Genomic DNA, 22,444 nt, shown 5'->3' with positions numbered 1-22,444 from the left:
ATTAATGGGGTTTGGCCAGCGGGAACGGCAGCGTCTCCCGGATGCTGCGCCCCGTTATGAGCATGACGAGGCGATCGACGCCCATCCCGAGCCCGCCGGTGGGCGGCATCGCGTATTCCATCGCCTGCAGGAAGTCTTCGTCGAGCTCCATCGCCTCGGGATCCCCACCCGCGGCCAACAGCGACTGCTCCTGCAGGCGGCGACGCTGTTCCACCGGATCGGTGAGCTCGCTGTAGGCGGTGGCCAGCTCGACACCCCACGCCACCAGGTCCCACCGTTCGGCGACGCCGGGCTCGCTGCGATGCGGGCGGGTCAGTGGCGACACCGACGTCGGGAAGTCGATATAGAACGTCGGCTCCTCGGTCCGGTCCTCGACCAGATGTTCGTACAGCTCCAGCACCACCGCGCCGGCGTCCCAGTGCGCCCGATACGGAATGTGCGCGGCGTCCGACAGCTTGCGCAGCGCGGGCAGCGGCGTGGCGGGGTCGATGTGCTCGCCGAGCGCTTCGGAGACGGCGTCGTACACGGTCTTGACCGCCCACACGCCGGAGATGTCGACCGGCTCGAGGCCGCCACCGGTGCCCTGGTCGCGTGGGCGCATGACGGCCTGCTCGCCGTGGGCGGCCTCGGCGGCGTTCTGGATCAGCTCGCGGCACCCGTCGATCCAGACCTTGTAGTCGGCGTGCGCCTGGTACGCCTCCAGCAGGGTGAACTCCGGGTTGTGGCTGAAGTCCACGCCCTCGTTGCGGAAGGCCCGGCCCAGTTCGAAGACCCGCTCGACGCCGCCGACGCATAGCCGCTTGAGGTAGAGCTCCGGCGCGATCCGCAGGAACAGGTCCATGTCGTAGGTGTTGATGTGCGTGACGAACGGCCGGGCCGTGGCTCCGCCGTGGATCTGCTGCAGGATCGGGGTCTCGACTTCGATGAACCCCTTGTCGAACAGCGTCTGCCGGACCGAGCGCAACACCTCGCTGCGCGCCGTGATCAATTCGCGAGACTCGGGATTGACCGCCAGGTCGACGTAGCGGGTCCGCACCCGGGCCTCCGGATCGGTCAGCCCCTTCCACTTGTTGGGCAACGGCCGCAAGCACTTACCGATCATCCGCCAGTCGCCGACGATCAGCGAGCGGGTTCCCTTCTTGGAAAAGCCCATGTGGCCGGAGACCTCGACCAAGTCGCCGAGATCGATGGCCGCCGTGAAGTCGGCCGTTCGCCCGCGCTGCAACTGCGAATTGTCCAGCAGCACTTGCATTTCCCCCGACCAGTCACGCAGGTGGGCGAACAGCACCCCGCCGTAGTCGCGTATTCGCAGTATCCGGCCGGAGACGGTGATCGTCTCCCGGTCGTCCGTGTCGAGCGCCGCGGCGACCGTGTGACTGGGCGGATGGCCCACCGGATACGCGTCGATGCCCTTGCGCCGCAACACCTTCAACTTGGCCAGGCGCACCCGAACCTGCTCGGGCAGCCGGGATCTCGCCTCTTCCTCGTCGGCCGACTCCTGGCGCCTCTGCAGCCCGCTGACGTCCGGCGCGCTCCCGTCGTGGTGCAACAGCCCGGACGCGGCCAGCCGGGCGGGGACGGCCGGGTGGTGACCCGTGTGCGGCTTGCGCCGGCCGAACGGCAGGACGAGGAAGCCCTCGGCCAGCGCCGAGGCGACCCCGACCCGCGGGATCAGGCGGGCGTCCTCGTAGCAGGCGTACCGCGGCACCCAGTCGGGCTGGTACTTCATGTTGGAGCGATACAGCGTCTCCAGCTGCCACCACCGCGAGAAGAACAGCAAGAACCCGCGCCACAGCCGCGCGACGGGGCCGGCGCCCAGTTGGGCACCCTGTTCGAAAGCCGAGCGGAACATCGCGAAGTTCAGTGAAATGCGGGTGATGCCAAGGTTTTCCGCGTTGAGTGCGAGGTCGCTGACCATCAGCTCGATGGTGCCGTTGGGGGACTGCGGCGATCGGCGCATCAGGTCCAGGGAGACGCCGGTGGTTCCCCACGGGACCAGCGACAGCATCGCGACGACGGCGCCGTCCCGGTCCAGGGCCTCGACCAGCAGGCAGTCCCCGTCGGCGGGATCGCCTAGGCGGCCCAGCGCCATCGAAAACCCGCGCTCGGTTTGGGTGTCGCGCCAGGCGTCGGCGCGGGTGATGGTGTCGGCCATCTCGTCGGCGCCGATGTCGCGGTGCCGCCGGATCCGCACGGTCAGGCCGGCCCGGCGGGCGCGGGTCACGGCCTGTCGGACTCCGCGCATGTCGGGGCCGGACAGCTTGAAGTCGGCGGTCCGCAGGATGGCCTCGTCGCCGAGCTCCAGCGCGTTCAGGCCGGCTTCGCGATATGTCCGCGCCCCCTGGGTGCTGGCGCCCATGACCCCGGGCGCCCAGCCGTAGGTTTGGCACAGACCCAGCCAGGCGTCGGCGGCCTGGGACCACGCCCGGGGATCGCCGATCGGGTCGCCGCTGGCCAGGCAGACGCCGACCTCGACCCGGTAGGTGATGGCGGCGCGCCCGCTCTGGGCGAAAACCACCGACTTGTCGCGGCGGGTGGCGAAGTAGCCCAGGGAGTCGTTCTTGCCGTACAGCTCGAGCAGCCCGCGGATGGCCGATTCGTCCTCGCCGGTGAGCGCGTTCTCCGCGCGCTGCGATTGAAAGAGCACGATCGTCGCCATGATCAGCGCGAGCGCGCCGAACAGACCGAAGATCGCGTTGAGGAACACGTGCGGCCGGCCGGTGAACAGGTCCGGATCGGCGAGCGCGAATCCGACCACCCGGTTGGCCACGTAGGGCAGGCGATCCGGGCGGGCCAGCGTTCCGGGGAACAACTCGACCAGGCCCCAGGACACCAAGATCCCCACCACATCGCCGGCCACCAGCACGCCGGCCGCCTTGACCAGCGCGCCCCGGCGGACCTTGGCCCAGAACTCCCGATAGGCCAACACCAGCAGGACGATCGCGACGATGTGCAGGGCGAACCCGAGATTCTCGCCCAAGATCTCGGCGGCGGTGTTGTCCCCGGCGGCGATATCGGCGGCGTTCAGGCCGGCGGCGAGAATCATGTTGCCCAGCAACAGCAGCCAGGCGATCCGCTTGCGCGCGGTCAGGGCCGCGGCCAGCAAGGCCAACACGAACGACCACGCGATGCTGGTGTCGGGGAAGTTGAACAGATAGTCGTTGATGAACTCGCGCGGCACCTTGATCAGGTAACGGATCAGGGGGGACACACTGCCCAGCAGCGACACGGTGGCGATGACACCCACGGTCCATCCGGCCGCCGCGGGCACCCAGCGATACCGCGAGTTCGATCGGCTACGGGGCCCCAAGTGCGGCCCCGAACGGGGGCCTGAACGAGGAGAAGCGAGTGTCACAGACCGCGAGGATATGCCCTCAATCCGTGAAAAGCTTGCCGAAGCGCTAAGAGTGGCGGGCGCGAGTTTGCACGCGTTTTTCGGGGCCGGTTGGTGGCCGGCGCGGCGCCGCCGACCGGCCGAAGTGCTAAAAGGCACCTCAAGGCTGCTAAACTGACGCCTGCGACCATCCCGGCGAACGCCAGGAACAGTTAAGTGGAGTCCCACTCCCACCGCGAACCGACGAGATCCCTGTGCGGATCTGCGGAAGGTTCGACGGTCCGGTCACAGGCAGCGCGTATGCCTGTTCCGCGTCCAGCGCGGGCGGCCCGAGTAGCCCTCGGCCGCGATCGGTCGGCATTGGGCCCTGCTTGTGCAGGGCTTTTTTGCTCGTGGTGTGGTGTTTCCACCGCTGCTTCCCGACGAACCCAGGTAACGGTCGTCACCGCAGGACATAGAGAAGCCCAACAAGGGAGGCCCCATCAGCACTGAGACCCGCGTCAACGAGCGCATCCGCGTACCTGAAGTCCGATTGATTGGCCCAGGGGGAGAGCAGGTAGGCATAGTGCGCATCGAAGACGCACTGCGCGTCGCTGCGGACGCCGATCTCGACCTTGTCGAAGTTGCCCCGAACGCCAGGCCGCCGGTCTGCAAGATCATGGACTACGGCAAGTTCAAATACGAAGCGGCGCAAAAGGCGCGCGAATCCCGCCGCAACCAGCAGCAGACCGTCGTCAAGGAACAAAAGCTGCGACCCAAGATCGACGATCACGACTACGAGACCAAAAAGGGCCACGTCATCCGCTTCCTGGAGGCGGGATCGAAGGTGAAGGTCACGATCATGTTCCGCGGACGTGAGCAGTCGCGGCCCGAGCTGGGCTATCGGTTGCTGCAGCGCCTGGGCGCGGACGTCGCCGAATACGGTTTCGTGGAGACGTCGGCCAAGCAGGACGGCCGCAACATGACGATGGTGCTGGCGCCGCACCGCGGCGCGAAGACCCGCGCCAGGGCGCGGCATCCCGAAGAGGTGGGGGGCGGAGCGGCACCGGATTCCGACGCCGCCGACGCCGAACCGTCGTCGAACTGACCTAGCCGAACTGACCTAACAGCGAGAACCGAGCGAGAACCAGAGGAAACATGCCCAAAGCCAAGACCCACAGCGGGGCGTCAAAGCGCTTCCGGCGTACCGGAACCGGCAAGATCGTCCGGCAGAAGGCCAACCGCCGGCACCTGCTCGAGCACAAGCCGACGAAACGGACCCGGCGGCTCGACGGCCGAACCGTGGTGGCCGCCAACGACGCCCAGCGGATCAATCGGCTGCTGAACGGCTGATCACCGCGCCGGCCAGACCCGCATCGCGAGCTGGCACGGCGAACCCATTTATCGACCCACTACGCATGAACGAGAGTAGGAACATCCAATGGCACGCGTGAAGCGGGCGGTCAACGCCCACAAGAAGAGGCGCAGCATCCTTAAGGCCTCGAAGGGCTATCGCGGCCAGCGATCCCGGCTCTACCGCAAAGCCAAAGAGCAGCAGCTGCATTCGCTGCAGTACGCCTATCGCGACCGTCGCGCGCGCAAGGGCGAGTTCCGCAAGCTGTGGATCTCGCGGATCAACGCGGCGGCGCGCGCCAACGACATCACCTACAACCGGCTGATCCAGGGCCTCAAGGCCGCCGGCGTGGAGGTGGACCGCAAGAACCTGGCCGACATCGCGGTCGCGGACCCGGCCGCCTTCACCGCCCTGGTCGACATCGCCCGCGCGGCGCTGCCCGAGGACGTCAACGCCCCCTCGGATTCGGGAGAAGCCGCTTAACCGGCCCGACCGAAGATGCCCGACCGGCAGGTGCTGACCGAGCGTTCGGCCAGGGTCGCCGCGGCGGTCAAGCTGCATCGCCACGTCGGGCGCCGTCGGGCGGGGCGTTTCCTCGCCGAAGGCCCGAACCTGGTCGAGGCGGCCGCGCGTCGCGGTCTGGTCCGCGACGTCTTTGTCACCGAGGTCGCGCAGCAGCGCCATGCGTCGTTGCTGGCGGGCCTGGACTGCCCGGTTCACCCGGTCACCGAGCGCGCCGCGAAGGCGCTCTCCGACACGGTCACCCCGGCGGGGCTGGTCGCGGTGTGCGACATGCCGGCGACCCGCCTCGACGACGTGCTGGCGGGCGCGCCGCAGCTGGTCGCGGTGGCCGTCGAGATCGGCGAGCCCGGCAATGCCGGCACCCTGATCCGCCTCGCGGACGCGATGGGCGCGGCGGGCGTGATCCTCGGCGGCCACAGCGTCGATCCGTACAACGGCAAGTGCCTGCGCGCCTCGGCCGGCAGCATCTTCTGCGTCCCTGTCGTCGTCGCGCCGGACACCCTCGCCGCCGTGGACGCGGTGCGCGCCGCGGGCCTGCAGGCGCTCGCCACCACCGTGGACGGTGAGCGACGGCTGGACGAGGCCGGCGAACTGCTGGGCAGGCCGACGGCGTGGCTGTTCGGGCCCGAATCCCACGGCCTGCCAAGCGAAATCGCGTCGGCGGCCGACCACCGGCTGCGCATCCCGATGTCCGGCGGCGCCGAGAGCCTGAATGTGGCGTCGGCCGCGGCCATCTGCCTGTACCAGAGCGCGCGGGCCCTGAAGCTGCCTACGCGGCCTTGACCGCGCGCTTCGGGCGGCCCCGCCCGGCGCGCAGGCCGGCCAGCGACAACGTCGTGTGCACCAGCGATCCGGCCCGCTCCAGCAGCGCCCGGGCGGGTTGCAGGGCTGGGTCGAACGGCAACTTGGGCGGCGGCGGGAAGTAGTGCATCGGCAGCCCGCGGCGATCGCGCGGCGGCGCCATGAACGGCGGGGCCTCGACCAGCGGCGCGTCGCTGGGCAGCCGTCCCTCGGCGCGGCGGTAGGCGGCCAGCGCGCGCGGGTGCAGCCGGATCTCGTCGGGCACCGCCAGGAACGCGAGTTCGACGATCTTGCCGAACAATCGCAGCAACACCTCGTCACCCGGAGTCCAACGCATACCGGCCTTTTCGCGGACCGCGGGCTCGAACAGCCCGGCCGCGATCCAGCGCTGCCCGGCCACCAGCGGTTTGAAGATCTGGTCCCAGATCGGGGTCGGCATCAACACGAACCTGGGTTTGGGAATGCGGATGTCGAAGATGTCGAGGACCGCCTGGTTGATCTCCAGCTCCTCGCGACCGACCCGCTCCCAGTACTCCTGGAATTCGTCCCACGACCCGGGCACCGGCCGCATGCTCATCCCATACATCCGGTACCACTGCACGTGCTCGTCGAACAGCTGCCGCTTCTCGGCCTCGGTCAGGCCGCCGCAGAAGTACTCGGCCACCTTGACGATCAGCATGAAGAACGTGGCGTGCGCCCAGTAGAAAGTGTCGGGGTCGAGCGCGTGATAGCGGCGGCCCTCGGCGTCGACGCCCTTGATCGTGCGGTGGTAGCCCTTGATCTGCTGCCCGGTCTGGGCCGCGCGGTCGCCGTCGTAGACCACGCCCATGATCGGGTAGACCGACCGGGCCACCCGCTGCAGCGGCTCGCGCAGCAGGATCGAATGCTCCTCGACGGCGGCGCCCAGTTCCGGGTACATGTTCTGGATCGCACCGATCCACACGCCCATCATTCCGGTGCGCAGATCGCCAAAATACTTCCAGGTCAAAGAATCTGGTCCGAGCGGATCAGCGGGGGTAGTCGATCTGGCAGTCATCGCGGCCTCCTGCACCGATTGGCCTCACGATAACTTTTGACAACGAGTGTTGTCTACGATTTCGGTGATGTGTCCCCGCAGCTGTTATCGAGGTTCCACACCGGTGTGCCGCCACCGTGACCAGGCGGTGAAGTGCGACTTGTGACACACCCGCCGGGGCCGTCGTTGCCTGCCTCTGACGAAACCAAATAACCTGGCCAGGTGGAACTCGCGCGTCGCGATCTGAAGCCGGGCGAGCCCGACGAATCCCGCGCGGCGCACTCCGCTTCGCGGCGCACGCCGCTGTCGGTGCACAACGCGACCCAATGGCTGCACGGCCGCAATCACAGCCCCGGGGCGGTCGCCCTGGTCCGGCGGGCACGCCGGCTGTTGCCGGGGGACCCCGAGTTCGGCGATCCGTTGTCCACGGCCGGCGACGGCGGTCCGCGCGCCGCGGCGCGCGCGGCCGACCGGCTGCTGGGGGACCGCGACGCGGTGTCGCGTGAGGTCAGCCTCGGGGTGCTGCAGGTGTGGCAGGCGCTGACCGAAGGCGTTTCCCGCCGGCCGGCCAATCCCGAGGTGACGTTGGTCTTCACCGACCTGGTCGGCTTTTCGACGTGGTCCCTGCGGGCCGGCGACGACGCGGCGCTGGCGCTGTTGCGTCAGGTGGCGCGGGCCCTCGAGCCGCCGCTGCTCGACGCCGGCGGGCACATCGTCAAACGCATGGGTGACGGCCTCATGGCCGTGTTCGGTGATCCGACCGTCGCCGTGCGGGCCGTGTTGGCCGCCAAGGAGGCGGTCGGATCGGTCGAGGTGGAGGGCTACACACCGCGGATGCGCGTGGGGATCCACACCGGACGACCGCAGCGGCTGGCCTCGGATTGGCTCGGCGTGGATGTGAATATCGCCGCACGAGTTATGGAACGGGCCACCAAAGGTGGAATCATGGTGTCGAGTTCAACGTTGGATCTCATACCGCAAAGCGAGTTGGACGCGTTGGGCGTCGAGGCCAAGCGGACCCGCAAACCGGTTTTCGGGCCCAAGCCCGCCGGCATGCCCGCCGATTTGGCGATATATCGCCTCAAGACTTTTAGGGAGTTGTCAGGCTCTGATGACACAGCCGAAACAAAACCGCAGCCATAATGAGTGCCAATGATTGGGGGCATCGTGTCCCGGCTCGCCCGGGTCCAATTCACCGTGGGGTATGCGGCGCTGTTGCTTGCCATCAGCTGCGCCATCCTGGTGCTCGGCCCGGACGCACATGACGTCATCGTCGCGCGCGCCAGCACCAACCTGCACAACCTGGCCCACGGGCACCTCGGCACGCTGCTGGGCAGCGCGCTGGTCGTCGACGCCGGGCCGCTCTACTTCTGGCTGCCCTTCCTGACCTGCCTGCTGGCGCTGGCGGAGCTGCATTTGCGCACCATCCGGCTGGTGGTGGCCTTTCTCGTTGGCCACATCGGCGCGACGCTGCTGGTGGCCGCCGCCCTGGCCGGGGCGGTCGAATTCGGCTGGCTGCCTGTGTCGATCACCCGGGCGAGTGACGTCGGGATGAGCTACGGCGCGCTGGCGGTGCTCGGCGCGATGACGGCGGTGATCCCGTCGCGCTGGCGGGCCGCCTGGGTCGGCTGGTGGGTGGCGGCGGGCATCGCTTCGGCGATCGTCGGCGGCGACTTCACCGACGCCGGCCACACCGTCGCGGTGATCCTGGGCGTGCTCGTGTCGGCGCGGTTCCGGCAGCCGATCCACTGGACACCGGCCCGGTACCTGATGCTGGCGGCTTCCTCGGGCTTCGGTTTCCTGATGCTGGCGCACCACTGGGGGACCATGGCGGCGACGCCGGTGTTCGGTCTCCTCGGCGCCGTGGTCGCCTATGCGGGGGCGAGGTACGTCACCGGCCGGGGCCTGCCGGTCGCGCCGCTGGACGGCGACGACACGCTGCCCGGTCCGGCGCCGGCCGTCGCCGGCTGAGTCCCGCCGCGCCAGTGCCCAGCGCCCGCCGGGCGCCGCGGATCCGATCACTATGATCAGCAGTCGTCCCGTGCCGCGCGGAATGCACCATCGATGCGGGCAGCCCTAACAGCTTCGTCAGCAAGGAGAGTGTCGCCGCGTGGGTGAGCAACCCGTCGACCTGTCGCCCGAAGCGTTGACCGCGGCGGTCAACGCCGCGCGGCAGGCCTTCACCCGGGCCGACGACCTCGAAACGCTGGCGCGCGCCAAGACCGAGCACCTCGGCGACCGCTCACCGCTGGCGCTGGCGCGCCAGGCGCTGGGCAGCGTTGCTAAAGACCAACGCGCCGATGCCGGCAAGCGGGTCAACGCCGCGCGGGGCGAGGCCCAGCAGGGGTACGACGAACGCCTCGCGGCCCTGCGCGCCGAACGCGACGCCGCCGTGCTCGTCGCCGAGCGCATCGACGTCACGTTGCCGTCGACGCGACAGCCGGCCGGGGCGCGGCACCCGATCACGATCCTCGCCGAACACGTCGCCGACACCTTCATCGCCATGGGTTGGGAAGTGGTCGACGGTCCCGAGGTCGAAAGCGAACAGTTCAACTTCGACGCGCTCAACTTTCCCGCCGACCACCCCGCGCGCAGCGAGCAGGACACCTTCTACATCGCGCCCGAGGATTCTCGGCAGCTGCTACGCACCCACACCTCGCCGGTGCAGGTGCGCACGCTGCTGGCCCGCGAGTTGCCCGTCTACATCGTCTCGATAGGCCGCACCTTCCGCACCGACGAGCTCGACGCCACCCACACCCCGGTCTTCCACCAGGTCGAAGGCCTGGCGGTGGACCGCGGCCTGTCCATGGCGCACCTGCGGGGCACGCTGGACGCGTTCGCGCGCGCCCAGTTCGGCCCGGAGGCGCGGACCCGCATCCGCCCGCACTTCTTTCCGTTCACCGAGCCCTCCGCCGAGGTCGACGTGTGGTTCGTCGGCAAGAAGGGCGGACCGGGCTGGGTGGAGTGGGGCGGCTGCGGGATGGTGCACCCAAACGTGTTGCGGGCCGCCGGGATTGACGCGCAAGAATACTCCGGCTTTGCGTTCGGCATGGGCCTGGAACGAACGCTGCAGTTCCGCAACGGGATTCCGGACATGCGCGACATGGTCGAGGGCGACGTCCGGTTCTCGCTGCCGTTCGGGGTGGGTGCCTGATGCGCGTTCCGTACAGCTGGCTGCGCGAGGTCGTGAACGGCGGCGCGCCGGCCTGGGACGTGGCCCCCGCCGAGCTGGAGCAGGCGCTGGTGGACATCGGCCACGAGGTCGAAGAGGTTCTCGCCCTCGGCCCGGTCGAGGGCCCGCTGACGGTGGGCCGCGTCACCGACATCGAGGAACTCACCGGTTTCAAGAAGCCGATCCGGTTCTGCCGCGTCGACGTCGGCGCGGATAAAGACCGCGAGATCGTTTGCGGCGCAACTAACTTCGTGGCCGGTGACCTCGTGGTGGCGGCGCTTCCGGGCACCACGCTGCCCGGCGGATTCGCCATCGCCGCGCGTAAGACCTACGGCCGCACCTCGGAGGGAATGATCTGCTCGGCGGCCGAACTCGGTTTGGGCGCCGACCATTCCGGAATTCTGGTGCTGCCGCCGGGCACCGCCGAACCCGGCGCCGACGGCCACGCCGTGCTGGGACTCGACGACGTGATCTTCCACCTGGCCATCACCCCCGACCGCGGTTACGGCATGTCGCTGCGGGGCCTGGCGCGCGAGGTCGCCTGCGCCTACGACCTGGACTTCGTCGACCCCGCGGACGTCAAGCCGTTGCCGGCCAACGGGGAGGCCTGGCCGCTGACGGTGCAGCCCGACACCGGCGTGCGGCGGTTCGCGCTGCGCCCGGTCACCGGCATCGAGCCGGCGGCCGTGTCACCGTGGTGGCTGCAGCGCCGCCTGCTGCTCTCGGGCATCCGCCCCACCTCGCCGGCGGTCGACGTCACGAACTACGTGATGCTCGAGCTGGGCCACCCCCTGCACGCCCACGACCGCAACCGCATCAACGGCGGCTTCGGCGTGCGCTGCGCCCGTCCCGGCGAGACCGTCGTCACCCTCGACGACATCGAACGCAAACTGGAACCGGCCGACGTCCTGATCGTCGACGACACGGCGACCACGGCGATCGGCGGCGTGATGGGCGCGGCGAGCACCGAGGTGCGCGCCGATTCCACCGACGTGCTGCTCGAGGCCGCGGTGTGGGATCCCGCCGCGGTGTCGCGCACCCAGCGCAGATTGCACCTGCCCAGCGAGGCCGCCCGCCGCTACGAGCGGGGCGTGGATCCGGCCATTTCCGTTGCCGCGCTGGACCGCTGCGCCACGCTGCTCGCCGAGATCGCCGGCGGCGCGGTGTCCGACACGCTGACCGATTGGCGGGGTGACCCGCCCCGCGACGACTGGGCCGGGTCGCCGATCGACATCGCCGCCGACCTGCCCGGCCGCATCGCCGGCGTGGCCTACGCCCCGGGCACGGCCGCCAAGCGGCTGTCCCAAATCGGTGCCGCCGTCGCCGAACACGGCGACACGCTGACGGTCACCCCACCCAGCTGGCGGCCCGACCTGCTGCAGCCCGCCGACCTCGTCGAGGAGGTGCTGCGGCTCGAGGGCCTGGAGGTCATCCCCTCGGTGCTGCCGTCGGCGCCGGCGGGCCGCGGGCTGTCCGCCGTGCAACAGCGCCGCCGCGCCATCGGCAGGTCGCTGGCCCAGTCCGGGTACGTCGAGATCCTGCCGACGCCCTTTTTGCCCGCCGGGGTGTTCGACCTGTGGGGACTGCCGCCCGACGATCCGCGGCGCGTCACGACCGACGTGCTCAACCCGCTGGAGGCCGACCGCCCGCACCTGGCCACCACCCTGCTGCCGGCGCTGCTGGAAGCCTTGGTGCGCAACGTATCCCGCGGTCTGGTCGACGTTTCGCTCTATGCCCTTGCCCAGGTGGTGCAGCCGACAGCAGAGACCCGCGGCGTGACGCCGATCCCCGTCGACCGGCGGCCCACCGACGCCGAGATCGCCACGCTCGACGCGTCGTTGCCGCGCCAACCCCAGCACGTCGCCGCGGTGCTGACCGGCCTGCGGGAAGCGCGCGGCCCCTGGGGGCCGGGCCGGCGCGCCGAGGCCGCCGACGCGTTCGAGGCGGTGCGCATCATCGCCCGCGCCGCCGGCATCGACGTGCGGTTGCGGGCGGCGCAGCAGCTGCCGTGGCACCCGGGCCGGTGCGCCGAGGTGCTCGTGGGCGACACGACGGTCGGGTACGCGGGCCAGCTGCACCCGGCCGTGACCGAGCGCTCCGGGCTGCCCAAGGGCACCTGCGCCCTCGAACTCGATCTCGACGCCGTGCCCCTCGTCGGGGCGCTGCCCGCGCCCCGGGTGTCTCCGTTCCCGGCGGTCTTCCAGGACGTCAGCCTGGTGGTGTCGGCGGACGTACCGGCTCAGGCGGTGGCCGACGCCGTGCGCGAAGGCGCGGGCGAGCTGCTGGAAGACCTGCAGCTGTTCGACGTTTTCACCGGCCCGCAGATCGGGGAGGACCGCAAGTCGCTGACCTTCGCGCTGCGGTTCCGGGCGCCGGATCGCACGCTGACCGAGGACGACGCGACCGCGGCCCGCGAGGCTGCCGTGCGCCGGGCCGCCGAGTCGGTCGGCGCCGAGCTCCGCGCCTGATGGAATGGATTTGCAAACTACTGCATAACCATGCAAAATCGTCGAAATGGCCGACGTGATCAAGGTGGCAGTTGCCGGTGCCAGCGGCTATGCGGGCGGTGAAATCCTGCGCTTGCTGCTTGGGCACCCGGCCTACGCCCAGGGGCGCCTGTCGATCGGCGCGCTGACCGCCGCTGCCAGCGCCGGCAGCACGCTCGCTGAGCACCATCCGCACCTGACGCCGCTGGCCCAGCGCGTCGTCGAGCCGACCGAGCCCGCCGTGCTCGCGGGCCACGACGTGGTGTTCCTGGGCTTGCCGCACGGCCATTCGGCCGCGCTGGCCTCTCAGCTCGGCCCCGACACCGTGATCATCGACTGCGGCGCGGACTTCCGGCTCACCGACGCCGCCGCCTGGGAGCGGTCCTACGGCACCCCGCACGCGGGCAGCTGGCCCTACGGGCTGCCGGAGCTCCCGGGCGCGCGCGAGCGGCTGCGCGGCGCGCGGCGCATCGCGGTTCCCGGCTGCTACCCGACCGCGGCGCTGCTGGCGTTGCTGCCCGCGGTGGCCTCAGACCTCGTCGAGCCCGCCGTCACGGTCGTCGCCGTCAGCGGCACCTCCGGGGCCGGGCGGGCCGCCAAGACCGACCTGCTGGGCGCCGAGGTCATCGGGTCGGCGCGCGCCTACAACATCGCCGGGGCGCACCGGCACACCCCGGAGATCGCCCAGGGGCTGGGGGCCGTCACCGGCCGCGCCGTGACGGTGTCGTTCACCCCGGTGCTGATCCCGACGTCGCGCGGGATCCTGGCCACGTGCACCGCCCCCACCCGTGCGTCGTTGCCGCAGCTGCGGGAGGCCTACGAAAAGGCTTACGACGCAGAGCCATTCATCTACCTGATGCCCGACGGTCAGCTGCCCCGCACGGGTGCGGTGATCGGCAGCAACGCGGCGCACATCGCCGTCGCGGTGGACGAGGCGGCCCAGACCTTCGTGGCGATCGCCGCGATCGACAACCTGGTCAAGGGCACGGCCGGGGCCGCCGTGCAGTCGATGAACCTGGCACTGGGTTGGCCGGAGACGGAAGGCCTTTCGGTGATCGGGGTGGCGCCGTGACGCGCACCGAGTCGCCGCGGTTGCTGCGCGAGCAGGGCGTCACCGCGCCGGCCGGATTCCGGGCGGCGGGCATCGCCGCCGGCATCAAGGCCTCGGGCAAGCGCGACCTGGCCCTGGTCTTCAACGAGGGCCCCGATTACGCGGCCGCCGGGGTGTTCACCCGCAACAGGGTCAAGGCCGCGCCGGTGCTGTGGAGCCAGCAGGTGCTGAGCACGGGCGCGCTGCGCGCGGTGATCCTCAACTCCGGCGGCGCCAACGCCTGCACCGGGCCGGGCGGGTTCGGAGACACCCACGCCACGGCCGAGGCCGTCGCGGCCGCCCTGTCGGACTGGGGAACCGAGACCGGGGCCATCGAGGTCGCGGTGTGCTCCACCGGGCTGATCGGTGACCGGTTGCCGATGGACAAGGTGCTGTCCGGCGTGCGCGCGATCGTGCAGGACATGGCCGGCGGCCTGTCCGGCGGCGACGACGCCGCCCAGGCGATCATGACCACCGACACCGTGCCCAAACAGGTTGCGCTGCACCACCCGGACAGCTGGACGATCGGCGGGATGGCCAAGGGCGCGGGCATGCTCGCGCCGTCGCTGGCGACCATGCTCTGCGTGCTGACCACCGACGCGGTCGTCGACGCCGCCGCGCTGGACTCCGCGCTGCGCCACGCCACCGCGCGCACCTTCGACCGGCTCGACATCGACGGCGCGTGCTCGACCAACGACACGGTGCTGCTGCTGGCCTCCGGGGCCAGCGGGATCGCGCCGGATCAGGGCGATCTCGACGACGCCGTGCTGCGTGTCTGCGACGACCTGTGCGCGCAGCTGCAGGCCGACGCCGAGGGCGTCACCAAGCGCGTCAACGTCACCGTCACCGGCGCCGCCTCCGAGGACGACGCCCTGGTCGCCGCCCGGACCATCGCCCGCGACAGCCTGGTCAAGACGGCGGTGTTCGGTTCGGACCCCAACTGGGGACGGGTGCTCGCCGCCGTCGGCATCGCGCCCATCGCCCTGGATCCCGATAGGATCACGGTGTCGTTCAACGGCTCCACGGTCTTCGCCGACGGGGTGGGGGCGCCGGGAGCGCGCGAGGTGGACCTCTCGGGAGCCGACATCGACATCGCCGTCGATCTGCGGCTCGGCGACGGCCGGGCCACCATCCGGACCACCGACCTGTCCCACGGCTACGTCGAAGAGAATTCGGCCTACAGCTCATGACCCGCGCCAGCGACTTATCCACCGCGGTCAAGGCGCAGGTGCTCGCCGAGGCGCTGCCCTGGCTCAAGCAGTTGCACGGCAAGATCGTCGTCATCAAGTACGGCGGCAACGCCATGACTGACGACACGCTGCGGCACGCGTTCGCCGCCGACATGGCGTTCCTGCGCAACTGCGGCGTGCACCCCGTCGTCGTGCACGGCGGCGGCCCGCAGATCAGCGCGATGCTGCGCCGGCTCGGCATCCAGGGTGACTTCAAGGGCGGATTCCGGGTCACCACACCGGAAGTGCTCGACGTGGCGCGGATGGTGTTGTTCGGCCAGGTCGGCCGCGAGCTCGTCAACTTGATCAACGCGCACGGGCCGTACGCGGTCGGCATCACCGGCGAGGACGCCCAGCTGTTCACCGCCGTGCGGCGCAGCGTCACCGTCGACGGCGTGGCCACCGACATCGGCCTGGTGGGCGACGTCGAGCGGGTCAATACCGCCGCGGTGCTGGATCTTATTGCCGCACGGCGCATTCCGGTGGTGTCGACGCTGGCGCCGGACGCCGAAGGTGTGGTGCACAACATCAACGCCGACACCGCCGCGGCGGCGCTGGCCGACGCGCTGCGCGCCGAGAAGCTGTTGATGCTCACCGATGTCGAAGGCCTGTACACGAGTTGGCCCGACCGCGATTCGCTGGTCAGCGAAATCGACACCGCCACATTGTCGCAACTGCTACCCACCCTGGAGGCGGGCATGATTCCCAAGGTCGAAGCCTGTCTGAGGGCCGTGAGCGCCGGTGTGCCGAGCGCCCACGTCATCGACGGCCGGGTCGAACATTGTGTGCTGGTGGAGCTTTTCACCGACGCGGGCACGGGAACCAAGGTGGTACCGGCATGAGTAATACCGACGCCCTGAAGCGGCGGTGGGAAGCCGTGATGATGAACAACTACGGCACCCCCGCGATGGCCCTGGCCAGTGGCGACGGGGCCGTGGTCACCGACGTCGACGGCAAGAGCTACCTCGACCTGCTCGGCGGCATCGCGGTCAACATCCTGGGCCACCGCCACCCCGCGATCATCGAGGCCGTCACCCGGCAGATGGCGACGCTGGGCCACACGTCCAACCTGTACGCGACCGAACCCGGCATCGCTCTGGCCGAGGAACTGGTGGCCCTGCTGGGCGCGCCCGAGGAAACTCCGGCGCGGGTATTCTTCTGCAACTCCGGCACCGAGGCCAACGAGGTGGCCTTCAAAATGTCCCGGCTCACGGGCCGCACGAAACTGGTTGCCGCGCAAGAGGCTTTCCACGGCCGGACGATGGGATCGCTGGCGCTGACCGGCCAGCCGAGCAAGCGGGCGCCGTTCGCCCCGCTGCCCGGCGACGTCACCTACGTGCCGTACGGCGACGCCGCGGCGCTGGCCGCGGCGGTCGACGACGACACCGCGGCGGTGTTTCTGGAGCCGATCATGGGGGAGAGCGGCGTCGTCGTCCCGCCCGAGGGATACCTGGCCGCCGCGCGCGATGTCACCGCGCGGCACGGCGCCCTGCTGGTGCTCGACGAGGTGCAGACCGGGATGGGCCGCACCGGAACGTTTTTCGCCCACCAGCATGACGGCATCACCCCCGACGTGGTCACGCTCGCCAAGGGGCTCGGCGGCGGCCTGCCCATCGGGGCGTGCCTGGCCGTCGGGCGCGCCGCCGAGATGATGACGCCCGGCCTGCACGGCAGCACCTTCGGCGGCAATCCGGTCTGCACCGCGGCGGCGCTGGCGGTGCTGCGGGTGCTGGCGTCCGACAACCTGGTCCGCCACGCCGAGGTGGTGGGCAAGTCGTTGCGGCACGGCATCGAGGGGCTCGGTCACCCGCTCGTCGACCACGTGCGCGGGCGCGGACTGCTGTGCGGGGTGGTGCTCACCGCGGCGCGGGCCAAGGACGCCGAGGCGGCCGCGCGCGAGGCCGGGTTCCTGGTGAACGCCGCCGCGCCCGACGTCATCCGGCTGGCCCCGCCGCTGATCATCACCGAAGGCCAGCTCGACGGGTTCATCGCCGCGCTGCCGGGCATCCTCGAAGGGGCCGCACGTGGTTAGGCATTTCCTGCGCGACGACGACCTGTCGCCCACCGAGCAGTCCGAAGTGCTGCAGCTGGCCGCCGAGCTGAAGAAGGACCCGTTCTGCGCGCGTCCCCTAGAGGGGCCGCGCGGGGTCGCGGTCCTGTTCGACAAGAACTCCACCCGCACCCGGTTCTCCTTCGAGGTGGGCATTGCCCAGCTCGGCGGGCACGCAGTCGTCGTCGACGCCCGCAGCACCCAGCTGGGCCGCGACGAGACCCTGGAGGACACCGCGCGGGTGCTGTCCCGCTACGTCGAGGCCATCGTCTGGCGCACGTTCGGGCAGGAGCGACTCGAGGCGATGGCCGGGGCCGCGACGGTGCCGGTGGTCAACGCGCTGTCCGACGAGTTCCACCCCTGCCAGGTGCTCGCCGACCTGCAGACCATCGCCGAACGCAAGGGAGCGCTGCGTGGCCTGCGGATGACCTACCTCGGCGACGGCGCCAACAACATGGCGCACTCGTTGATGCTCGGCGGGGTCACCGCCGGCATCCACGTCACGATCGCCGCCCCGGACGGCTTCGCCCCCGATCCGGCGTTCGTGGCCGCGGCCCGCCGGCGCGCCGAGGACACCGACGCCTCGGTCACCGTCACCGCCGACGCCGGGGCGGCCGCGCGCGGCGCCGACGTCCTGGTCACCGACACGTGGACGTCGATGGGACAGGAGGGCGACGGCCTGGACCGGGTCAAACCGTTCCGGCCGTATCAGATCAACGCCGACCTGCTGTCGCTGGCCGACCCGGAAGCCGTTGTGCTGCACTGCCTTCCGGCTCATCGCGGCGACGAGATCACCGACGAGGTGATGGACGGCCCGGCCAGCGTGGTCTTCGACGAGGCCGAGAACCGGTTGCACGCCCAAAAGGCGCTGCTGACATGGCTTTTGGAGCGGCGGTCATGACCCGCGCGCCGGCGACGATGCAGGGCGCAGCGATGAGGAGGAGCGGCGCAATGACCCGTAGCAAGGCCACGCCCGAAACCACCCGGGCCGGGCGCCAGGACCGCATCGTGGCGATCCTGTCGTCGGCGTCGATCAGCAGTCAAAGCGAACTGGCGGCCCGGCTGGCCGGCGAGGGCATCGAGGTCACCCAGGCCACCCTGTCGCGCGACCTGGAGGAGCTGGGCGCGGTGAAGCTGCGCGGCGCCGACGGCGGCGTCGGCGTCTACATCGTTCCCGAGGACGGCAGCCCGGTGCGCGGCGTGTCGGGCGGCACCGCCCGGCTGTCCCGGTTGCTCGGCGAGCTGTTGGTGTCGGCCGACTCCAGCGCGAACCTCGCGGTGCTGCGCACCCCGCCCGGCGGTGCCAACTATTTGGCCAGCGCGATCGATCGCGCGGCGCTACCGTACGTCGTCGGCACCATCGCCGGCGATGACACCGTCTTCGTGGCCGCCCGAGAGCCGATGACCGGCGCCGAACTGGCCACCACATTGGAAAAACTCACGTAAGCGATTTCAACCTAAGGAGATTGGTTCATGTCAGAACGCGTCATCCTGGCGTATTCCGGCGGTCTGGACACCTCGGTGGCCATCAGCTGGATCGGCAAGGAGACCGGCCGTGAGGTCGTAGCGGTGGCGATCGACCTCGGCCAGGGCGGCGAAGACATGGAGGTCATCCGCCAGCGGGCCCTGGACTGCGGGGCGGTGGAGGCCGTCGTCGTCGACGCCCGCGACGAATTCGCCGAGGGTTACTGCCTTCCCACCATCCTGTCCAACGCCCTCTATATGGATCGCTACCCGCTGGTGTCGGCGATCAGCCGGCCGTTGATCGTCAAGCACCTGGTGGCGGCGGCGCGCGAGCACGGCGGCAGCATCGTCGCGCACGGCTGCACCGGCAAGGGCAACGACCAGGTCCGGTTCGAGGTCGGATTCGGTTCGCTGGCACCCGATCTCGAGGTGCTGGCGCCGGTCCGCGACTACGCCTGGACGCGCGAGAAGGCGATCGCGTTCGCCGAGGAGAACGCCATCCCGATCAACGTCACCAAGCGCTCGCCGTTCTCGATCGACCAGAACGTGTGGGGCCGCGCGGTGGAAACCGGCTTCCTGGAACACCTTTGGAACGCGCCCACCAAGGACGTCTACGCCTACACCGAAGACCCCACGCTGAACTGGAGCACCCCAGACGAGGTGATCGTCGGGTTCGAGCGCGGCGTGCCGGTGACGATCGACGGCAAGCGGGTGTCGGTGCTGGACGCCATCGAGGAGCTCAACACCCGCGCCGGCGCGCAGGGCGTCGGCCGCCTCGACGTCGTCGAGGACCGGCTGGTGGGCATCAAGAGCCGCGAGATCTACGAGGCGCCCGGCGCCATGGTGCTCATCACCGCGCACACCGAACTCGAACACGTCACGCTCGAGCGCGAGCTGGGCCGGTTCAAGCGGCACACCGATCAGCGTTGGGCCGAGCTGGTGTACGACGGGCTGTGGTACTCCCCGCTCAAGGAGGCACTGGAGAGCTTCGTCGCCAAGACCCAGGAGCACGTGACGGGCGAGGTGCGAATGGTGTTGCACGGCGGCCACATCGCGGTCAACGGGCGGCGCAGCGCCGAATCGCTGTACGACTTCAACCTGGCCACCTACGACGAGGGCGACAGCTTCGACCAGTCGGCCGCAAAGGGTTTCGTCTACGTGCACGGCCTGTCGTCGAAGATCGCGTCCCGCCGGGACCAGACGGTGACGGGCCCGGCCGAAGCGTGAGCACCCGCGAGGGATCGCTGTGGGGCGGGCGGTTCGCCGACGGCCCGTCGGACGCGCTGGCCGCGCTGAGCAAGTCCACCCATTTCGACTGGGTGCTGGCCCCTTACGACATCGTCGCCTCGCGGGCCCACGCCGTGATCCTGTTCCGGGCCGGGCTGCTGACCGAAGAGCAGCGCGACGGGCTGCTGGCCGGCCTGGACCAGCTCGCCTCCGACGTCGCCGACGGCAGCTTTTCGCCGCTGGTCACCGACGAGGACGTGCACGCGGCGCTGGAACGCGGGCTGATCGACCGCGTCGGGCCCGAGCTGGGCGGGCGGCTGCGGGCCGGCCGGTCGCGCAACGACCAGGTGGCCACCCTGTTCCGGATGTGGCTGCGCGACGCGGTGCGCCGGGTCGCCGCCGGGGCGCTGGACGTCGTCGGCGCGCTGGCCGCCCAGGCCGCCGCCCACCCCGACGCCATCATGCCCGGCAAAACCCACCTGCAGTCCGCCCAGCCGGTGCTGCTGGCCCACCACCTGCTCGCGCACGCCCACCCGCTGCTGCGCGACGTCGACCGCCTCGTCGACTTCGACAAGCGGGCCGCGATCTCCCCGTACGGCTCCGGGGCGCTGGCCGGGTCGTCGCTGGGCCTGGACCCCGGCGCGATCGCCGCTGAGCTCGGCTTCGCGGCCCCCGCCGACAACTCCATCGACGCCACCGCGTCCCGAGATTTCGCCGCGGAGGCGGCGTTCGTCCTCGCCATGATCGGCGTCGACCTGTCCCGGCTGGCCGAGGACGTCATCCTGTGGAGCTCGACCGAATTCGGCTACGTCACCCTGCACGACTCGTGGTCCACCGGCAGCTCGATCATGCCGCAGAAGAAGAACCCGGACATCGCCGAGCTGGCCCGCGGCAAGTCGGGTCGGCTGATCGGAAACCTGGCCGGCCTGCTGGCCACGCTGAAGGCCCAGCCGCTCGCCTACAACCGTGACCTGCAGGAAGACAAGGAACCGGTGTTCGATTCGGTGGCCCAGCTGGAGCTGGTGCTGCCCGCGATGGCGGGGCTGGTGGGAAGCCTGACGTTCGACGTCGACCGGATGGCCGCCCTCGCGCCGGCCGGGTACACGCTGGCGACCGACATCGCCGAATGGCTGGTGCGCCAGGGGGTGCCGTTCCGCTCCGCGCACGAGGCCGCCGGCGCGGCCGTGCGCGCCGCCGAGGAGCGCGGCGTCGGGCTCGACGAGCTGACCGACGACGAGCTGGCCGCCATCAGCGGCGACCTCACACCGCAGGTTCGCGAGGTCTTGACGATCGAGGGCTCAGTAGCGTCGCGCGATGCGTGGGGCGGCACCGCGCCCGTCCGGGTCGCCGAGCAGATCGAAAACGTCCTGGCCAGCGCCGGAAGGCTCAAAGAGCGGCTCGAGGACCGGGCGCGCGGGAGCCGTTGAGATGACGTCGGTTTCCGTGCCCCGCGCTGTCGCGCCGACTAGACTGCGGGCTCAAAGCGATCCGGATGAACGTTTCGGGCCGGATCCCCGTGACCAAGGGGTGGGAAACCAATGAGCGTCGTCGCCGGCGTCTTCGGTGCGCTACCGCCGCACCGTTATTCGCAGCGCGAGCTCACCGACTTCTTCGTCAGCATCCCCGAGTTCGCGGACTACGAAGACATCGTCCGGCAGCTGCACGCCAGCGCCAAAGTCGACAGCCGCCACCTGGTGCTGCCGCTCGAGCAATACCCCACGCTGACCGACTTCGGCATGGCCAACCGGATCTTCACCGAGCACGCTGTGAACCTCGGCTGCGAGGCGCTGTCCGGCGCGCTCGACGAGGCGGGACTGCGGGCGCAGGACGTCGACGTGCTGATCACGACCACCGTCACCGGGCTGACGGTGCCGTCCGTGGACGCCCGGATCGCCGCGCGGCTCGGCCTGCGCGACGACGTGCGCCGCGTGCCGCTGTTCGGCCTCGGCTGCGTGGCCGGCGCCGCCGGTGTCGCCCGCGCGAACGACTACCTGCGAGGCGCGCCCGACGCCGTCGCCGCCCTGGTCTCGGTCGAGCTGTGCTCGCTGACCTACCCCGGATACAAGCCGTCGCTGGCGGGGATGGTCGGCAGCGCCCTGTTCGCCGACGGCGCCGCGGCGGTGGTGGCCGTGGGCGACCGGCGCGCCCAACAGCTCGCCGCCGCCGGGCCCAGCGTCCTGGATTCGCGCAGCCATCTGTATCCCGATTCGCTGCGCACCATGGGCTTCGACGTGCGTTCGGGCGGATTCGAGCTCGTGCTGTCGAAGGACGTCGCGGCGGTCGTGGAGCAATACATCGAGGACGACGTCACCCAGTTTCTCGGCGCCCATGGCCTGACGCCGACCGACATCGGCGCGTTCGTCAGCCACCCCGGCGGACCCAAGGTCATCGAGGCGATCAACGCGGCGCTCAGCCTGCCGCCGGAGGCCCTCGAACTCACCTGGCGTTCGCTCGGCGAGATCGGCAACCTTTCGTCGGCGTCGGTGTTGCACGTGCTGCGCGACACCCTCGCCAAGCCGCCGCCGAGCGGAAGTCCCGGCCTGATGCTCGCGATGGGGCCGGGATTCTGTTCCGAATTGGTGTTGTTGCGTTGGCACTGATGGTCGCTCGTGTACCTCCGTTCCTGCCCTGAGGCGCCCTTTTGGGGCGGCGGGGAGGTTGTGGCGGTGGGTCGACCGACGGCCCTTTGGAGGAGCCGGCGCTGTGAGTGACACGAAAGGC

At 70.3% G+C, this 22,444-nt stretch carries 18 protein-coding genes and 1 pseudogene; 17 read left to right on the top strand and 2 right to left on the bottom strand.

Going from position 1 to position 22,444, the window contains the following annotated elements; all coding sequences use genetic code 11:
- Position 1: 1 nt before the first annotated feature.
- Positions 2-3,355, bottom strand: a complete 3,354-nt coding sequence (lysX, locus tag K883_RS22810) for a bifunctional lysylphosphatidylglycerol synthetase/lysine--tRNA ligase LysX (protein ID WP_369798927.1) — start codon at positions 3,353-3,355, stop codon at positions 2-4.
- 460 nt (positions 3,356-3,815) lie between these two features.
- On the opposite strand from lysX, the gene infC reads away from it, so the two are divergent.
- From infC to K883_RS22790, 4 genes are all read left to right on the top strand, one after another.
- Complete coding sequence (gene infC / locus K883_RS22805; protein ID WP_072501342.1) at positions 3,816-4,421, top strand: translation initiation factor IF-3; 606 nt, start codon at positions 3,816-3,818, stop codon at positions 4,419-4,421.
- A 50-nt stretch (positions 4,422-4,471) separates the two neighbouring features.
- A complete protein-coding gene (gene rpmI / locus K883_RS22800) occupies positions 4,472-4,666 on the top strand; it encodes a 50S ribosomal protein L35 (RefSeq protein WP_008257635.1) in 195 nt (64 codons plus the stop codon).
- 88 nt (positions 4,667-4,754) lie between these two features.
- The gene (gene rplT, locus K883_RS22795) at positions 4,755-5,150 is read left to right on the top strand and encodes a 50S ribosomal protein L20 (protein WP_008257634.1); all 396 of its coding nucleotides are present in this window, start codon (positions 4,755-4,757) and stop codon (positions 5,148-5,150) included.
- Between the two features lie 30 nt (positions 5,151-5,180).
- Entirely contained in the window at positions 5,181-5,972 is a 792-nt protein-coding gene (locus K883_RS22790; RefSeq protein WP_086427194.1) for a TrmH family RNA methyltransferase, read from the top strand.
- Here the strand turns inward: K883_RS22790 and K883_RS22785 are convergent.
- On the bottom strand, positions 5,959-7,026 hold the full coding sequence (locus tag K883_RS22785; RefSeq protein ID WP_008257632.1) for an oxygenase MpaB family protein: 1,068 nt from the start codon (positions 7,024-7,026) through the stop codon (positions 5,959-5,961). The genes K883_RS22790 and K883_RS22785 overlap by 14 nt on opposite strands.
- 201 nt (positions 7,027-7,227) lie before the next feature.
- Between K883_RS22785 and K883_RS22780 the strand changes: the two genes are divergently transcribed.
- From K883_RS22780 to K883_RS22720, 13 genes and pseudogenes are all read left to right on the top strand, one after another.
- On the top strand, positions 7,228-8,148 hold the full coding sequence (locus tag K883_RS22780) for an adenylate/guanylate cyclase domain-containing protein (RefSeq protein ID WP_009955220.1): 921 nt from the start codon (positions 7,228-7,230) through the stop codon (positions 8,146-8,148).
- A 9-nt stretch (positions 8,149-8,157) separates the two neighbouring features.
- Positions 8,158-8,976 (top strand): rhomboid-like protein, encoded by an 819-nt coding sequence (locus K883_RS22775; RefSeq protein ID WP_008257630.1) that lies wholly within the window; start codon positions 8,158-8,160, stop codon positions 8,974-8,976.
- Between the two features lie 139 nt (positions 8,977-9,115).
- The gene (gene pheS, locus K883_RS22770) at positions 9,116-10,159 is read left to right on the top strand and encodes a phenylalanine--tRNA ligase subunit alpha (RefSeq protein WP_020822781.1); all 1,044 of its coding nucleotides are present in this window, start codon (positions 9,116-9,118) and stop codon (positions 10,157-10,159) included.
- A complete protein-coding gene (pheT, locus tag K883_RS22765) occupies positions 10,159-12,645 on the top strand; it encodes a phenylalanine--tRNA ligase subunit beta (protein ID WP_020822780.1) in 2,487 nt (828 codons plus the stop codon). The genes pheS and pheT overlap by 1 nt, the downstream gene beginning before the upstream one ends.
- Positions 12,646-12,675: 30 nt before the next feature.
- Positions 12,676-13,735: pseudogene (gene argC / locus K883_RS22760) on the top strand (N-acetyl-gamma-glutamyl-phosphate reductase).
- The gene (gene argJ, locus K883_RS22755) at positions 13,732-14,943 is read left to right on the top strand and encodes a bifunctional glutamate N-acetyltransferase/amino-acid acetyltransferase ArgJ (RefSeq protein ID WP_014711887.1); all 1,212 of its coding nucleotides are present in this window, start codon (positions 13,732-13,734) and stop codon (positions 14,941-14,943) included. The pseudogene argC and the gene argJ overlap by 4 nt, the downstream one beginning before the upstream one ends.
- Positions 14,940-15,824 carry an acetylglutamate kinase gene (gene argB / locus K883_RS22750; RefSeq protein WP_020822778.1) on the top strand — a complete coding sequence of 295 codons (885 nt, stop codon included), beginning with the start codon at positions 14,940-14,942 and terminating at the stop codon, positions 15,822-15,824. Before argJ ends, argB begins: the two co-directional genes overlap by 4 nt.
- Complete coding sequence (locus K883_RS22745; RefSeq protein ID WP_020822777.1) at positions 15,821-17,014, top strand: acetylornithine transaminase; 1,194 nt, start codon at positions 15,821-15,823, stop codon at positions 17,012-17,014. Before argB ends, K883_RS22745 begins: the two co-directional genes overlap by 4 nt.
- Complete coding sequence (argF, locus tag K883_RS22740; protein WP_036455972.1) at positions 17,007-17,933, top strand: ornithine carbamoyltransferase; 927 nt, start codon at positions 17,007-17,009, stop codon at positions 17,931-17,933. Before K883_RS22745 ends, argF begins: the two co-directional genes overlap by 8 nt.
- Positions 17,934-17,983: 50 nt before the next feature.
- Entirely contained in the window at positions 17,984-18,478 is a 495-nt protein-coding gene (locus tag K883_RS22735) for an arginine repressor (RefSeq protein WP_008257622.1), read from the top strand.
- 27 nt (positions 18,479-18,505) lie between these two features.
- The gene (locus K883_RS22730) at positions 18,506-19,723 is read left to right on the top strand and encodes an argininosuccinate synthase (protein WP_014385093.1); all 1,218 of its coding nucleotides are present in this window, start codon (positions 18,506-18,508) and stop codon (positions 19,721-19,723) included.
- Positions 19,720-21,150: an argininosuccinate lyase gene (gene argH / locus K883_RS22725; RefSeq protein WP_036455971.1), complete on the top strand. Its 1,431-nt coding sequence runs from the start codon at positions 19,720-19,722 to the stop codon at positions 21,148-21,150. Before K883_RS22730 ends, argH begins: the two co-directional genes overlap by 4 nt.
- A 111-nt stretch (positions 21,151-21,261) precedes the next feature.
- Complete coding sequence (locus K883_RS22720; protein WP_036455970.1) at positions 21,262-22,323, top strand: type III polyketide synthase; 1,062 nt, start codon at positions 21,262-21,264, stop codon at positions 22,321-22,323.
- The last annotated feature ends 121 nt before the right edge of the window (positions 22,324-22,444 follow it).

This window comes from Mycobacterium sp. TKK-01-0059 (genome assembly GCF_000709305.1).
Classification (GTDB): domain Bacteria; phylum Actinomycetota; class Actinomycetes; order Mycobacteriales; family Mycobacteriaceae; genus Mycobacterium; species Mycobacterium intracellulare.
This window is presented reverse-complemented; position numbering and strand designations above follow the sequence as displayed.